The organism is Actinospineispora acaciae DSM 45401, from assembly GCF_000620785.1.
GTDB classification, from domain to species: domain Bacteria; phylum Actinomycetota; class Actinomycetes; order Mycobacteriales; family Pseudonocardiaceae; genus Pseudonocardia; species Pseudonocardia acaciae.
Genome location: NZ_JIAI01000001.1, coordinates 1,123,371 through 1,137,488, shown reverse-complemented (window position 1 = coordinate 1,137,488; position 14,118 = coordinate 1,123,371). Strand labels below are relative to the sequence as shown.

18 protein-coding genes are annotated in these 14,118 nt (G+C 73.8%); 13 read left to right on the top strand and 5 right to left on the bottom strand.

The features are described from left to right. Positions 1–52 precede the first annotated feature (52 nt). Positions 53–283, bottom strand: coding sequence for a hypothetical protein (locus N912_RS0105530; RefSeq protein ID WP_028921658.1), 231 nt, complete (start codon positions 281–283; stop codon positions 53–55). A gap of 108 nt (positions 284–391) precedes the next feature. Between N912_RS0105530 and N912_RS49665 the strand changes: the two genes are divergently transcribed. From N912_RS49665 to N912_RS0105485, 9 genes are all read left to right on the top strand, one after another. After that, positions 392–814: a Na+/H+ antiporter subunit E gene (locus N912_RS49665; protein ID WP_051579705.1), complete on the top strand. Its 423-nt coding sequence runs from the start codon at positions 392–394 to the stop codon at positions 812–814. Next, a complete protein-coding gene (locus N912_RS0105520) occupies positions 811–1,071 on the top strand; it encodes an MrpF/PhaF family protein (protein WP_051579703.1) in 261 nt (86 codons plus the stop codon). The genes N912_RS49665 and N912_RS0105520 overlap by 4 nt, the downstream gene beginning before the upstream one ends. After that, positions 1,068–1,394, top strand: coding sequence for a monovalent cation/H(+) antiporter subunit G (gene mnhG, locus N912_RS0105515; protein ID WP_211261131.1), 327 nt, complete (start codon positions 1,068–1,070; stop codon positions 1,392–1,394). The genes N912_RS0105520 and mnhG overlap by 4 nt, the downstream gene beginning before the upstream one ends. A 3-nt stretch (positions 1,395–1,397) precedes the next feature. Beyond that, positions 1,398–1,703 (top strand): Na(+)/H(+) antiporter subunit B, encoded by a 306-nt coding sequence (locus tag N912_RS0105510; protein ID WP_028921655.1) that lies wholly within the window; start codon positions 1,398–1,400, stop codon positions 1,701–1,703. Then, positions 1,696–2,616 carry an MnhB domain-containing protein gene (locus tag N912_RS0105505; RefSeq protein ID WP_028921654.1) on the top strand — a complete coding sequence of 307 codons (921 nt, stop codon included), beginning with the start codon at positions 1,696–1,698 and terminating at the stop codon, positions 2,614–2,616. The genes N912_RS0105510 and N912_RS0105505 overlap by 8 nt, the downstream gene beginning before the upstream one ends. Beyond that, the gene (locus N912_RS0105500; protein WP_028921653.1) at positions 2,613–2,981 is read left to right on the top strand and encodes a sodium:proton antiporter; all 369 of its coding nucleotides are present in this window, start codon (positions 2,613–2,615) and stop codon (positions 2,979–2,981) included. Before N912_RS0105505 ends, N912_RS0105500 begins: the two co-directional genes overlap by 4 nt. 7 nt (positions 2,982–2,988) lie before the next feature. After that, positions 2,989–4,731, top strand: a complete 1,743-nt coding sequence (locus N912_RS66405) for a complex I subunit 5 family protein (RefSeq protein ID WP_028921652.1) — start codon at positions 2,989–2,991, stop codon at positions 4,729–4,731. Positions 4,732–4,802: 71 nt separating this feature from the next. Continuing rightward, complete coding sequence (locus N912_RS0105490; protein WP_037062845.1) at positions 4,803–5,138, top strand: hypothetical protein; 336 nt, start codon at positions 4,803–4,805, stop codon at positions 5,136–5,138. Next, positions 5,128–5,709, top strand: a complete 582-nt coding sequence (locus N912_RS0105485) for a carboxymuconolactone decarboxylase family protein (RefSeq protein WP_028921650.1) — start codon at positions 5,128–5,130, stop codon at positions 5,707–5,709. Before N912_RS0105490 ends, N912_RS0105485 begins: the two co-directional genes overlap by 11 nt. Here the strand turns inward: N912_RS0105485 and N912_RS0105480 are convergent. Continuing rightward, positions 5,706–6,704 carry a TIGR03557 family F420-dependent LLM class oxidoreductase gene (locus tag N912_RS0105480; protein ID WP_342670838.1) on the bottom strand — a complete coding sequence of 333 codons (999 nt, stop codon included), beginning with the start codon at positions 6,702–6,704 and terminating at the stop codon, positions 5,706–5,708. The genes N912_RS0105485 and N912_RS0105480 overlap by 4 nt on opposite strands. A 73-nt stretch (positions 6,705–6,777) precedes the next feature. Here N912_RS0105480 and N912_RS0105475 point away from each other — a divergent pair, with 73 nt between their 5' ends. From N912_RS0105475 to N912_RS0105465, 3 genes are read left to right on the top strand one after another with little or no spacing between them, the layout of a single operon-like run. Then, positions 6,778–7,311: a (2Fe-2S)-binding protein gene (locus tag N912_RS0105475; RefSeq protein ID WP_028921648.1), complete on the top strand. Its 534-nt coding sequence runs from the start codon at positions 6,778–6,780 to the stop codon at positions 7,309–7,311. Then, positions 7,308–8,309: an FAD binding domain-containing protein gene (locus N912_RS0105470; protein ID WP_028921647.1), complete on the top strand. Its 1,002-nt coding sequence runs from the start codon at positions 7,308–7,310 to the stop codon at positions 8,307–8,309. Before N912_RS0105475 ends, N912_RS0105470 begins: the two co-directional genes overlap by 4 nt. Before the next feature lie 3 nt (positions 8,310–8,312). After that, positions 8,313–10,412, top strand: coding sequence for a xanthine dehydrogenase family protein molybdopterin-binding subunit (locus N912_RS0105465; RefSeq protein ID WP_028921646.1), 2,100 nt, complete (start codon positions 8,313–8,315; stop codon positions 10,410–10,412). Here N912_RS0105465 and N912_RS64430 read toward each other — a convergent pair. Further along, positions 10,399–10,569 (bottom strand): hypothetical protein, encoded by a 171-nt coding sequence (locus N912_RS64430; protein WP_169747811.1) that lies wholly within the window; start codon positions 10,567–10,569, stop codon positions 10,399–10,401. The two genes, N912_RS0105465 and N912_RS64430, sit on opposite strands and share 14 nt — an antisense overlap. A gap of 105 nt (positions 10,570–10,674) precedes the next feature. On the opposite strand from N912_RS64430, the gene N912_RS0105455 reads away from it, so the two are divergent. After that, entirely contained in the window at positions 10,675–11,757 is a 1,083-nt protein-coding gene (locus N912_RS0105455; protein ID WP_156993176.1) for a baeRF2 domain-containing protein, read from the top strand. 4 nt (positions 11,758–11,761) lie between these two features. Here N912_RS0105455 and N912_RS0105450 read toward each other — a convergent pair whose 3' ends face one another. Together N912_RS0105450 and N912_RS0105445 are read right to left on the bottom strand one after the other, a co-directional pair. After that, on the bottom strand, positions 11,762–12,103 hold the full coding sequence (locus N912_RS0105450; RefSeq protein ID WP_051579701.1) for a hypothetical protein: 342 nt from the start codon (positions 12,101–12,103) through the stop codon (positions 11,762–11,764). Next, positions 12,100–14,055 (bottom strand): aconitate hydratase, encoded by a 1,956-nt coding sequence (locus tag N912_RS0105445; protein ID WP_028921643.1) that lies wholly within the window; start codon positions 14,053–14,055, stop codon positions 12,100–12,102. Before N912_RS0105445 ends, N912_RS0105450 begins: the two co-directional genes overlap by 4 nt. Positions 14,056–14,118: the final 63 nt, after the last annotated feature.

Here is a 14,118-nt window from a genome sequence, read left to right as displayed (position 1 = left end):
CTCGCGGGTCGCCGCCAGGAGGCCGGCCAAGCCTGGCGGCGCCCGCGGTGGATCACCGGCCCAGCCGGCCGGCCAGCAGCTCCTTCGCCTGCTCGGCGCCCTTGCGGCTCTCGCCCTGCGCCCGCTGGAAGAACTTCACCAGCTCGTCGTCGCCGGTGCGCTCGGCGTCCTGGATGTAGGTCTGCAGCCGAAGGGCGTTGCTCAGGCAGGCCTCGGTGAACCAGATCAGGTTGTAGTCCTTGTCCAGCGTCCCGGTGACCTGGCCGCCTTCCGCGCTTGTCATGGCGCTACACCTTTCCTCGATCGTCTCTGACAGCGGCCGCATACCCGGGCCGGCGCGCGCTATTCACCGGCGAGCGTTTGACCTTGCCCGGACCGGATATCCGCCGGAATGCGACGGATCGGGTGGCTCTGGGCCTCGGGCTTCCTGGCCTGGGTGCTGCTCACCGGCACGTTCACCGTCGAGCACCTGGCGTTCGGGGTCGGCGCCGCGGCCCTGGTCGCGGCCGGGCTGGCCCCGCTGTACCCGACAGCCGGGTTGCGGCCACGGGCGCTGGCCCGCGCGGTCGGGACGGCGGTGGTGACGCTGGGCAGGGTGGTGGTGGCGAACATTCGGCTGGCCGCGCGGATCTGGCGGTCCGGCAGGCCGTCGGCCAGCGGGATGGTCGTGGTGCGCACCTCGGTGCGGTCGGTGGCGGGCCTCGCGGCGGTCGGTGTGATGAGTTCGCTGGTGGTGGACAACCAGCTCGTGGACGTGGACCGGCACGGCGGCGAGCTGCAGTACCACACGGTGACCGGGGGCGATCGGCGGTGAGCGAGGTCTACCTGTGGGCGGCGCTGGCCGAGCTGGCGGTGGTGCCGGTGCTGGGGGTGCGGCTGGCGCTCGGGCCGACGATCTCCGACCGGATCGTGGCGCTCAACGCCACCTCGACGCAGGCCACGCTGGCCGTGCTGTTCTTCGCCGCCGCGTCGGACCGGACGGTGTACCTGGACGTGGCGCTGTGGCTGGCCTCGTTTTCGTACCTGGGCGCCATCGTCTGGTCCCGCTACCTGGAGCGGGGGCTGCTGTGACGGTCGCGGTGGTCGTCGCGCTGGCGGCGCTCGGGCTGGTGTTCTCGCTGTCCGGCGCGGTCGGCATCGTCCGGATGCCCGACCTGTACTGCCGGATCCAGTGCTGCACGATGACGATCACCATGGGGGCGCTGCCGGCGCTGGTCGCGCTGGTTGTCGGGGCGGGGCCGCTGAGCATGTACGGCTCGCGGGCGCTGCTGGTCGCGGTGCTGCTGCTGGTCATCGGCCCGGTCTCGTCCCACGCGCTGGCCCGCGCCGCGTACCGGACCGGGGTGCCGACCTGGCGCGGCGCCGCGGTCGACCAGGTGAAACGGCGCCGGTGAGCCATGTTCTGGGTGATCGACTACCTGTTGCTGGCGCTGGCCCTCGGCGCCGGCGTGCTGGTGCTGCGGCTGCGCAACCTCAACGGCGCGGTGATGGCGCTGTCCGCGCTGGGCACCGTGCTCTCGGTGCTGTTCGTCGTGCTGGGCGCGCCGGACGTGGCGCACTCCGAGGTGGTGGTCGGCGCGATCGCGGTGCCCGTGCTGTACCTGGTGGCGATCGGCAAGGCCCGCACCGTCGTCGCGGACTCCCGGGACCTCGGCGAACGGGACGGCGAACGGGACGGCGAACGGGACGGCGGCGATGGCTGAGCGCGCCGCGACCCACCGGATCGGCGTCGCCGCGCCACTGGTGCTCGCGGTCGCGGCGGTGCTCGGCGTCGCCATGGCCGGCATCCCCCGGGATGACGCGCCGCTGCCGGCGATCGCCCGCTACGCACTGAACATCGCGCTGCCGTCGTGGAACCTCACCGAGCCGGTGAACGAGATCGTCTACGGCACCCGGGCGTTCGACACCTTCGGCGAGACGTTCCTGCTGCTGGCGGCGGTGATCTGCGTCGTCGTGCTGGCCAGGACCAAGGAGCCGAGGTCCGGCTACCTCGGCGAGCACGAGGTGGGGGAGCGCGAGCAGCGCGAGTTCGACCCGGCGGAACGGAGCACCGCGGAGGAGCGCCGGACCCGCCGGGCGGAGCGGCGGGAGGAGGGCTACCGCCCCGGCCGAGGCCCCGCCACCCCGGACCGGGAGCCGCTCGGCTCGCCGGCGCCGGAGCTCGCGCAGGGCATGACGGTGGTGGTCCGGGGCGGCGTCCGGTTCGTGCTGCCGGTGCTGGCGGTGGCCGGGCTCTACCTGGTGGCCCTGGGGTACGCGCCGGGCGGTGGCTTCCCCGCCGGCGCCGTCGTGCTCGGCGTCGTCCTGCTGGCCTACGCGGCCTTCGGCTACGCCCGGATCCGCGGCGTGGTCAGGCAGTCCGTGCTGGAGGTCGTCGAGCTGGCGGGCGCGGCGGTGATCATCGCCACCGAGCTGCTCGGCCTGGTGCTGCGCGGCTCGTTCACCGCGAACTGGCTGCCGCTGACCGCCCCGGAGACCATCCGCGGCGGCGGCGTCGTGCAGCTGTTCTCCGCCGCCGAGCTGGTCGAGGTGGCCACCGGCCTGGTCATCGTGGTGTTCGCGCTGCTGGGCATGCGTCACGACTGGGCGCCGGACCGGGACGAGGAGGACGCATGATCCTGGCCAACTACCTGGCGGCGGCCGGCCTGTTCTGCCTGGGCCTGTACACGCTGCTGACCGGGCGCAACCTGATCAAGATCGTGATGGGCCTGTCGCTGATGGAGGCCTCGACCTACCTGCTGATGGTGTCGCTGGCCTACCGCGCGGGCTCGACGGCACCGGTGCTGTACGGGGTCCCCGAGGGCGTCGATCCCGGGCGGCTCGCGGCGGGCAACGTGGCCGATCCGGTGCCGCACAACTTCTGCCTGACCGCGATCGTCATCGGCGTCGCGCTGACCGCCGTGTTCCTGACCGTCGTGGTGCGGATCGCGCAGCACTACCGGACGCTCGACCCCGACCGGGTGCGGGCACTGCGCGGATGAACCGGGGATGAACGCCGCGGCGCTGCTCCCGCTGGCGGTGGCCGTCCCGATCGGCGGGGCCGTCGCGGCGCCGTTGCTCGCCCGGCCGTGGCGGCACCTGCCGGTGATCGTCTCGGTGGCCGCGCTCTGCTCGACCACGGCGATCCTGCTCCTGGTCGCGCCCTCGGTGTTCTCCGGAGCGGTGCCGGTGCACTTCCTGGGCGGGTGGGGGCCGGTGAGCGGCGCCGTCCTCGGGATCACCATGGTGGCCGACCCGTTCGGGCTGGTGTTCGCGCTGGCCAGCGCCGCGATCGGGGCGCTGCTGCTGCTCTACACGCTCTCCGAGCTCGGCGGCCTGGGCGCGCGTGAGCTGGGCGGCTACGCGTGCCTGTTCCAGTTGCTGCTGGCCGCGCTGGTCGGCGGCGCGCTGACCGCCGACCTGTTCAACCTGTTCGTCTGGTTCGAGGTCGCCGCGCTGGCCAGCTACGGCCTGACCGGCTTCTTCCTGGAGCGGCCGATCGCGCTGGAGGCCGCGTTCAAGATCCTGGTGCTGACCACCGTCGCCGGCTTCGCGATCTTCGTCGGCATCGGGCTGCTCTACGCCGACCACGGCGCGCTCAACGTCGGCCAGCTGCACCAGGCCCTGGCCGGGCGCCCCCGGGTGCCGGACCTGGTCGCGCTGGGGCTGCTGGTCGCCGGGTTCGCCACCAAGGCCGGGCTGGTGCCGTTCCACGGCTGGCTCGCCGACGCGCACACCGCCGCGCCCGGGCCGGTCTCGGCGCTGTTCTCCGGGCTGATGGTCAACTTCGGGATCGTCGCGATCGGCCGGCTGGTCTTCCAGGTCTACGGGGTGGGCACGCCGGCCGTGCTGGTGGTTCTGACGGTCACGGGCGCGATCTCGGCGCTGGTCGGGGCGGCGCTGGCGCTCGCGCAGGACGACCTGAAGCGCCTGCTCGCCTACGACACCGTCTCGCAGATGGGGGTGCTCGCGATCGGCCTGGGCACGGCGACCGCGTCCGGTGTCGCCGGCGCCGCCTACCACCTGCTCAGCCACGCGCTGTTCAAGGCGCTGCTGTTCCTGTGCGCCGGCGCGATCGTGCACGCCACCGGCGAGACCAGGCTGTCGCGGATGGGTGGGCTGGCGCGCCGGCGACCCCTGCTGGCCGCCGCCTTCGGGCTCGGCGTGGCCTCGATCGCGGGCGTCCCGCCGTTCACCGGCTACGTCTCGCTCGGCCTGATCCACCAGGGCCTGCTCGAGAGCGGCGACGGGGCCGCGCTGGCCGCCATGCTGGTCGCCCAGGTGATCACCCTCGCCGCGCTGGGCCGCGCCGGATGGCTCGCGTTCGTCCGCCGCCGGGCGGCGGGGTACGAGCGGGAGGTACGGCTGCGGCCGGGCATGATGGTCGGGTTCGCCACGCTGGCCGGGTGCTGTGTGGCGTTCGGGGTGCTGCCCCGGCTGTGCCTGGACCGGCTGATGGCGCCGGCGGCGAGCGCGCTGATCGACCCGAGGGCCTACCTGAGCGCGGCGCTGGCCGGCCCGGGCATGCTGGCGCCGCTGTCGGTCCCGTTCCACTACGCCGATGCCGGCGAGCTGCTCCTGGTCGGCGCCGGCGTGCTGCTCGGCGCCGCGCTGGCCTGGTGGTACCTGCGGGCGCGCGAGCCGGCGCCGATCCGGGCCCTGCGCGCGGCGCACAACGGGTCGGTGCAGGACTACACCTGCTACGCGATCGCCGGTTTCCTCGTGGTGACGTCGGCTTTTGTCCTTTCTTGATCGGTTAGGTAGCGACCGGGCCTCACTTTCCGTCGATCCCATTCGTCTATACGTGGGGAGAGGAGGGCATCGTGCAGGACGAGGACAGCAAGCGCGCGGCGCAGCGAGCCCTGGTGGATCGAGTGCGCAGCGGCGATGGCAGGGCATCGGCGGAGCAGCGGGCGCGCGCCTTCGACAACGAGGGCCTCGCCCCGCCGTTGGGCACGCTGATCGCCAAGGTCGCCGATGCCCCGGCGCGGGTCACCGAGGCGGACCTGGCCGAGGCGAAGGCGGCGGGCCACACCGAGGACGAGCTGTTCGAGCTGGTGGTGTGCGCCGCGGTGGGCAAGTCCACCCGGCTGTACGAGGCCGGGCTGGCGGCGCTGGCCGAGGCGACGGCCGACGGGAGGTCGAACCGTGCGACTTGACATCCTCAACCACGGCTACCGCCCCGGGCCCAAGCTGCTGTTCGCGCTCATCCGGTTGTTCTCCGGGCACCCGCCACCGGACGCCGCCAAGCTGGTGTTCTACCGCCCCGACTTCTACGGCACGCGCGCCAAGGAGTTCACCCACGAGGCGATGCGCGGGCCGTCCGACTGGTCGGTGGGCGACCGGGAGCTGATGGCCGCCTACGTGTCGGCGGTGAACGAGTCGGCGTTCTGCGTCGGCGCGCACACCGCGACCGCCACCCAGGCGTACCAGGACGGGCCGAGGGTCGCCGCCGTGCTGGCCGACCTGGATACGGCCCCCATCGCCGAGCCGCTGCGCGCCACGCTGCGGATGCTCGGCACCCTGACCCGGGAGGGAACCGTCGGCGCCGAGGACATGCGAGCGGTGCTGGCCGCCGGCGTCTCGCCCCAGCAGGTCCGGGACGCGCTGGCGGTCTGCGCCGCCTTCAACACCACCGACCGGCTCGCCGACGCCTTCGGGTTCGAGCTGCTCACCCCGGAGGGCTTCGACGCCGGGGCCAAGTACCTGCTCAAACGGGGCTATCGCTAGGCGGCGGTGAGCCAGTGCTCGGGCACGCCGCCGTACTCCCGGCGCAGCGCGGGTAGCAGCTCGTCGCGCGCGTACTCCAGGAACTCCGGTTGGCTCTCGCCGCCGATCTGCACCAGCGCGACGTGGCTGTACCCGGCCTGCGCCCACGGCCGCAGGGCCTCCACGTGCCGCGCGGTGTCCGGACCGCACGGGATCGCCTCCGCCACGTCCTCGGGACGGACGAACCGGGTGGCCGCCGCGAACCCGGCCGGCCCCGGCAGCTCCGCGTTGACCTTCCAGCCGCCGCCGAACCAGCGGAACTGCTCGTGCGCCCGCCGGATCGCCTCGTCCCGGTCGGGATCCCAGCAGATGGGCTGCTGGCCGATCTTGGGCAGGTCCATCCCGGTCACCGCGTCGAAGTGCCGCACCAGGCCACGGTCGGGCTGGACCGCGATCATCGCGTCCGCGCTGGCCCCGAACAGCCCGACGCCCTGCGTCCCGCTGACCGCGACGCCCAGCGGGACCCTCGTCTCGGGCAGGTCGTGCAGCCGGGCCGAGTCGGTGCGGTAGTGCTCGCCCACGAAGCTCACGCTCTCGCCGTCGAGCAACTGCCGGATGATGATCAGGGCCTCGCCGAACATCTCGTGGCGGACGTTCACCGGCGGCCACCCCCTGCCCACCACGTGCTCGTTCAGGTTCTCTCCCGAGCCCAGCCCGAGCAGGAACCGGCCCCCGGACATCTGGGCCACCGTCGCCGCCTTCTGCGCCACCACGGCGGGGTGGTAGCGGAAGGTCGGACAGGTCACGTAGCTCATCAGGCCCATCCGCTCGGTGCCCGCGGCGACGGCGCCGAGTACCGCCCACGCGTAGGGCGCGTGCCCCTGCTCGCGCAGCCACGGGAAGTAGTGGTCGCTGCACGCGGCGAAGTCGAAGCCGGCGCGTTCGGCCAGCGCGCCGTCGGTGACCAGGCTCCTCGGATCGCGCTGTTCGGTCATCAGGGTGTATCCGATTGCCACCATGCGCGCGGCTACCCGCCCAACCGGCGGCGAAACCGTGGTTACCTCGTTCGCGACGGGGAACCCGGGGCGGATGAAGACCGAGATTTACCTGCGGGTGGACGGTGTCGGACACGCGGTGGCCGTCGACGCGCGCTCCACGGTGCTGGACGTGCTGCGGGAGCGACTCGGGGTGACCAGCGTGAAGAAGGGCTGCGACCACGGCCAGTGCGGGAGCTGCACGGTGCTCACCAACGGCCGCCGGACGCTGAGCTGCCTGAGCCTGGCCATCGCCCAGGACGGCGCGGAGATCACCACGGCGGCCGGGCTCGGCTCCGGCGGGCGGACGCACCCGGTCCAGCAGGCGTTCCTGGAGCATGACGCCTTCCAGTGCGGCTACTGCACGCCGGGGCAGGTCTGCTCGGCGGTGGGGGTGATCGACGAGCTGGCCAGGGGCTGGCCCAGCGCGGCCGCCGCCGACGTCGCCGCCGACCCCGAACCCAGCGCCGCCGAGGTGGCCGAGCGGATGAGCGGCAACCTCTGCCGGTGCGGCGCCTACGCGCACATCGTGCCCGCCGTGCTCCAGGCCGCCACCGACCGGGCGCCCATGGACGGGGCCGGGCGATGAAACCGTTCGCGTACCACACCCCGATCGACGCCCGGACCGCCGCGCGCACCGTCGCCTCCGACCCGAAGGCCGTCTTCCTGGCCGGCGGCACGAACCTGGTGGACCACCTCAAGCTGGGCGTGGCCGAGCCCGACCTGCTGGTCGACATCACCGGGCTCACCTCCGAGGAGATCACCGAGGACGACCACGGCGGGCTGCGCATCGGCGCGGCCGTGCGCAACAGCGACCTGGCCGCCGACCACCGCGTCCGCGAGCGCTACCCGGTGCTCGCCCAGGCGCTGCTGAACGGTGCGTCCGGGCAGCTGCGCAACATGGCCACCACCGGCGGCAACCCGCTGCAGCGCACCCGGTGCGTCTACTTCCAGGACGTCACCACGCCGTGCAACAAGCGCGACCCCGGCTCCGGGTGCGCCGCGCTCGGCGGCTACACCCGCTACCACGCGATCCTGGGCGCGTCCGAGCACTGCGTGGCCACCCACCCTTCGGACATGGCGGTGGCGCTGGCGGCGCTGGACGCCCAGGTGCGGGTGCTCGGCCCGGACCGCGAGCGCACCATCCCGTTCGTCGCGCTGCACCGGCTGCCCGGCGAGCACCCCGAGCGCGACACCGTGCTCGACCACGGCGAGCTGATCCTCTCCATCGACCTGCCGCCGCTTCCGCTGGCCGCCCGGTCCGCCTACCGCAAGGTCCGCGACCGCGCTTCCTACGCCTTCGCGCTGGTCAGCGTCGCGGCGGCGGTAGAGATGGACGACGGGGTGGTGCGCGATGCGCGCATCGCGTTCGGCGGCGTGGCGCACAAGCCGTGGCGTGCCCACCGCGCCGAGCGGGCGCTGCGGGGCGCGCCGGCCACTGACGACAGCTACCGGGCGGCCGCCCGCGCCGAGCTGGCCGACGCCCGCCCGCTCGGCGGCCTGGACGGCGGCAACGCCTTCAAGGTGCCGATGCTCACCGGCGCGCTGGTCTCGACCCTGCGCGAGCTGACCGGCAAGGAGGCCTGAACGATGACCGAGCTGCTCGACACCCGCGCCGTCGGCACCGACCTGCCCCGCCGGGACGGCCCGGCCAAGGTCGCCGGCGCCGCGACCTACGCCAACGACACCCACGTCGACCACCCGGTGTACTGCCACCCGGTGCTGGCCGCCGTCCCGCGCGGCCGGGTCACCTCGGTGGACACCGGGGGCCTGCGCGGGCTGGACGGGGTGCTCACCGTGCTCACCCCGGAGTACGGCGAGCGGCTGGCGTCCACCGAGGACGCCGAGCTGGCCGTGCTGCAGGACGGGCGGGTGGCGTTCCGGGGCCAGGTCGTCGCGGCGGTCGTCGCGGACACCCCCGAGCTGGCCCGCCAGGCCGCCGACCTGGTCCGGGTGGACTACGAACGCCAGCCGCACGACGTGACGCTGAGCGCCGACCGGCCCGACCTGTACGCCCCGGACAAGGTCAACCCGGCCTACCCGACGGACACCGGCGCCGGCGACGTGGACGCCGCGATGCGCGACGCCCCGGTCACGCTCGACCAGACCTACACCACGCCGATGCTGCACAACAACCCGCTCGAACCGCACGCCACCACCGCGCTGTGGGAACCGGAGGGACCGGGCCATCTGACCCTCTGGGACTCCACCCAGGGCGTGCACCCGGTCCGCGAGACGATCAGCACCGTGTTCGGGCTGCGGGCCCAGCAGGTCCGCGTGGTCTGCCCGTTCGTGGGCGGCGGGTTCGGCGCCAAGGGCACCGCGCACGCGCACGTGGTGCTGGCCGCGATGGCCGCCCGCGCGGTGCCCGGGCGCCCGGTCAAGCTCGCGCTCACCCGCCAGCAGATGTACTCCCTGACCGGCTACCGGACCCCCACCATCCAGCGGATGCGCCTGGCCGCCGACCCCGACGGGCGGCTGCGCGCGATCGCCATCGACGTGGTCGAGCAGACCTCCCGGATCAAGGAGTTCGCCGAGCAGACCGGCCTGCCGACCCGGGTGATGTACGCCGCGCCGAACCGCCGCACCACCCACCGGCTGGCCGCGCTGGACGTGCCGGTCCCGTCCTGGATGCGCGCGCCGGGGGAGTGCCCCGGCATGTTCGGCCCCGAGGTGGCGATGGACGAGCTGGCGGCGGCGCTCGGCATCGACCCGGTGGAGCTGCGGGTCCGCAACGAGCCGGAGGTCGCCCCGGAGTCCGGCCTGCCGTTCTCCTCCCGGAACGTGGTCGGCTGCCTGCGCGAGGGCGCCGAGCGCTTCGGCTGGGCCGGCCGCGACCCCCGCCCCGGCGTGCGCGCAGAGGACGGCTGGCTGGTCGGCACCGGGGTGGCGGCGTCGGTGTACCCCACGTTCCGGCAGTCGCGCTCCACCGCCACCGTGCGCTTCGCCGGCGGCCGGTACGTCGTGGAGATCGGCGCCGCCGACCTGGGCACCGGCACCTGGACGACGCTCGCCCAGATCGCCGCCGACGCACTCGGCGCCCCGGTCGAGGGCGTCGAGGTGCGCATCGGCGACACCGAGCAGCCGTTCGCCTCGGTGGCCGGCGGCTCCTCGGGCATGGCCACCTGGGGGTCCGCCGTGGTCGAGGCCGCGCGGGCGTTCCGGGACAAGTTCGGCGCTGACCCGTCCGACGGGGACGAGGCGGACGGCTCGGTGGGGGAGAACCCGGACGCCAAGCGGTACGCCTCCTACGCCTTCGGTGCCCAGTTCGCCGAGGTCAGGGTGCACGCGGACACCGGGGAGGTGCGGGTGCCCCGGCTGCTCGGCGTGTTCGCCGCCGGCCGGATCATCAACCCCCGCACCGCCCGCTCACAGCTCATCGGCGGCATGACCATGGGCCTGTCCATGGCGCTGCACGAGCAGAGCGTGCTCGACCCGCGCACCGGCCACGTGGTCAACCACGACCTGGCCGAGTACCACGTCGCCTGCTGCGCGGACGCGACGGGCGTCCAGGCGCACTGGCTGGACGAGCACGACCCGCACCTCAACCCGATGGGCAGCAAGGGCATCGGCGAGATCGGCATCGTCGGCACCGCCGCGGCCGTCGCCAACGCCGCCTACCACGCCACCGGCGTCCGGGTCCGCGACCTGCCCGTCACCGCCGACAAGCTGCTGGTCAGCGCCGGGTGAGCAGGCGCGCCCGGGGACCCACCCCGGCCAGGTCCAGCGCCAGGCACAACAACCCGGCGGTGACCAGGACGGTTGCGCTCACCGGCCCCAGACCCAGGCCGGCCAGCTGGAAGATCAACGCGATCAGGAACAGTACGGCCGCCACCGTCGCCAACATGGCTCCTCCAAGGGGACTCGTCAGATGCGCGGGTCAAGTACTTCCCCGCAACATCACCGCCAAACTCAAGAGATTGCGCGCGCGGGCAGCGGGTAGTCGGTGGCCGTGGATGTGCAATGGCTACGTGACATCGCGAGGACCAGCGGACCGTTCGCGACGGTGTACCTGGACGCCTCGCACAACACCCCGGACGCCCCGCACCTGATCGAGCTGAGCTGGCGGAGCTCGCGCGCCGAGCTGGCCGGCGCGGGCGCCGACGAGGCCACCCTGGCCGCGCTCGACACGGCGGTGGCGCGGACCGTCGAGGCCGTGGACCATCCGTCCGGGGCGGTCGGACAGGTGCTGGTCGCGGCCGGCGGGTCCGTGCTGCTCGACAGGTGGCTGCCCGCGCCGCCCGCGCAGGCCCACGCGCACTGGGCCGACGCGCCGCACCTGCTGCCGGCCCTGGCGCAGCTGCCCGAGCGGCTGGTCACCGTGCTGGCCGTGGTGGACGCCACCGGCGCGGACCTGTACACCGGGCGCCGCGCCGAGCACCTGGACACCTACCGGTACCCGCTGCACCAGGTGCGCGGGGGCGGGCTGGCCCACCTGAAGATGCGCCACCGCGTGGAGGAGAACGAGCGTGCCTCGGCGGCCGACGTCGCGCGCGCGATCGACGACGCGGTCGCCGACACCGGCGCCGACCTGCTGGTGCTGGCGGGGGAGACGCAGAGCCGGTCCCGGGTGCGCCGCGCGCTCGGCGCCGAGGCTGACCGGATCGCCGAGGAGGTCGACGCCGGCGGCCGGGCGCCCGGCACCGCCGAGGACGAGCTGGACCGCGAGGCGGCGCGGCTGGTGGACGACAGGATCCACGCCCTGCGCCGGGACGAGGTCAGGCGCTACCGGGAGGCCGGGGGCCGCGCGGTGGACGGGGTGGCCCCGGTGGCGGAGGCCCTGCGCGCGGCCCAGGTGGACACCCTCTACCTGGACCCGGAACGGGTGTCGGACCGGAAGCTCTGGCTCGGACCCGAACCGGAGCAGCTCGCCACCGACCGCGACCAGCTCACCGCGCTCGGCATCGACGCCCTCGGCCCGGTCGAGGCGGCCGATGCGCTGGTGCGCGCCGCCGCCGGCACCGGCGCGACGGTCGTCCCGGTCGACGGTGAGCCGCTTGCCGACGGCACCGGAGCGATCCTGCGCGGCGGGTGAGCCGCTACGGCTGCAGGACCGTCATGATCTGGTCGATCGTCCTCGGCTCGGCGCGGTGCTGGACCAGGGCCTGGCGCAGCTTCCCGAGGCCGGGGTCGCCGCCGGGGTAGGGCCGGTACTCCACGATGATCCGCGCCCACTTCTCCGGGTTCTCGACCTGGTTCGCGCGCAGCGCGGCGGCGATGTCCTGCACGGACGAGGTGCTGATCGACTCCTTCTTCGACGCCGACACGTCCGGCGCCGGCACACCGGGCTGGTCCGAGCCGCCCCGTCCGGTCGCGCCCCCACAACCGGCGAGGCTCACGGCCAGCAGGGCGGCGACGACGGCTTTCCTGGTATCGATCATGACGGCTCCTCTCGGGCCGGTCGGTGGGCGAGCCCGGCGATGGCGCCGCCGGCGAGGATCGTGTCGACCTGCCGCGCGGACAGCCGATGCCGGACCCGCAGCGGCGTGTCCTTGCCGAGGTTGATGACCTCGAGCTCGGCACCGGAGGACAGGGCCTCGCGCAGGTTCGCCAGGCGCAGCGTGTCGTCGGGGTCGACGGCGTCGTAGTCGTCAGGGTCGGCGAACTCGAGCGGGACCACACCGAAGTTGGCCAGGTTCTGCCAGTGGATCCGGGCGAACGACTTGGCGACGACGGCGACCAGCCCGAGGTAGCGCGGCGTGATCGCGGCGTGCTCACGCGACGAGCCCTGCCCGTAGTTCCGGCCGGCGACCACCACGTGCGCGCCGCGCTCCGCCGCCCGGCGCGGGTACCCCTCGTCCACCCCGCCGAACGTGAACTCGGCGAGCTTGGGAATGTTCGAGCGGAACGGCAACGCCCGCGCCCCGGCCGGGGAGATCTCGTCGGTGGAGACGTCGTCGCCCATCTTGAGCAGCACCGGCGCGTCGACGGCGTCCGGCAGCGGCTCGAAGTCGGGCAGCGCGGAGATGTTCGGGCCCTTCACCAGCTTCTCGTCGCGGGCCTCGTCCGCCGGCGGCGGCCGTTCCAGCATCGCGGTGTTCACCGAGGACCGGGCCGGCAGGGCAAGCTCGGGATAGGACAGGTCGGCCAGGTCCCGAGGGTCGGTGATCTCGCCGGTCAGCGCCGAGGCGGCGGCCGTCTCCGGGGAGCACAGCCAGACCGCGTCCTCCCTGGTCCCGGATCGGCCGGGGAAGTTGCGCGGGAACGTCCGCAGCGAGTTCTGCCCCACCGCCGGGGCCTGGCCCATCCCGATGCAGCCCATGCATCCGGCCTGGTGGATCCGGGCGCCGGCCGCGATCAGGTCGAACGTCGCGCCCATCCGGGTCAGGTCCTGCAGGATCTGCCGGGAGGTCGGGTTGACGTCGAAGCTCACCCCGTCGTGGGTCTGCCGGCCCGCGACCATCGCGGCCGCGATCGCGAAGTCCCTCGTCCCAGGGTTCGCCGACGAGCCGATCACGACCTGGCTCACCGGCTCGCCGGCGACCTCCCGAACCGGCACCACGTTCCCCGGCGAGGACGGCCTGGCGATCAGCGGCTCGACCGCGCCGAGGTCGATCTCGTCGGTCAGGTCGTACTCGGCATCCTCCGCCGCCGCCAGCTCGACGAAGTCGTCCTCCCGCCCCTCCGCCCGCAGGAACTCCCGCACCGCCGCGTCGGACGGGAACACCGTGCTGGTCGCGCCCAGCTCGGCGCCCATGTTGGCGATCACGTGCCGGTCCATCGCGGAGAGTCCGGCCAGGCCGGGCCCGTAGTACTCGATCACCGTGTCCAGCCCGCCGTTCACCCCGTGCCGGCGCAGCATCTCCAGGATCACGTCCTTCGCCGACACCCACGGCCCGAGCCGCCCGACCAGGCGCACCCCGAAGACCCTGGGCGTCCGCAGGTACAGCGGCCGCCCGGCGATGGCCAGCGCGACCTCCAGCCCGCCCACCCCGATCGCCAGCATGCCCAGCGAACCGGCCGCGCAGGTGTGCGAGTCGGACCCGACCAGCGTCCTGCCAGGGACCCCGAACCGTTGCATGTGGGTCGGATGCGACACCCCGTTGCCCGGCTTGGAGAACCACAGCCCGTACCGCCGCGCCGCCGACCGCAGAAAGGCGTGGTCCTCGGCGTTGCGCTCGTCGGCCTGCAGCAGGTTGTGGTCCACGTACTGCACGGACACCTCGGTGCGTGCCCGATCCAGCCCGATCGCCTCGAGCTCCTGCATCACCAGCGTGCCCGTCGCGTCCTGGGCCAGCGTCTGGTCCACCCGCAGCGCGATCTCCTCGCCGGGCGCGGGTGTCCCGCCGACCACGTGCGACTCGATCAGCTGCCGTGTCACCGACGCGCCCACCGCGACTCCTCTCCGACCGGCACGAACTACCCGTGAGCGGCTCACGCAAACTAGGTGAGTGCG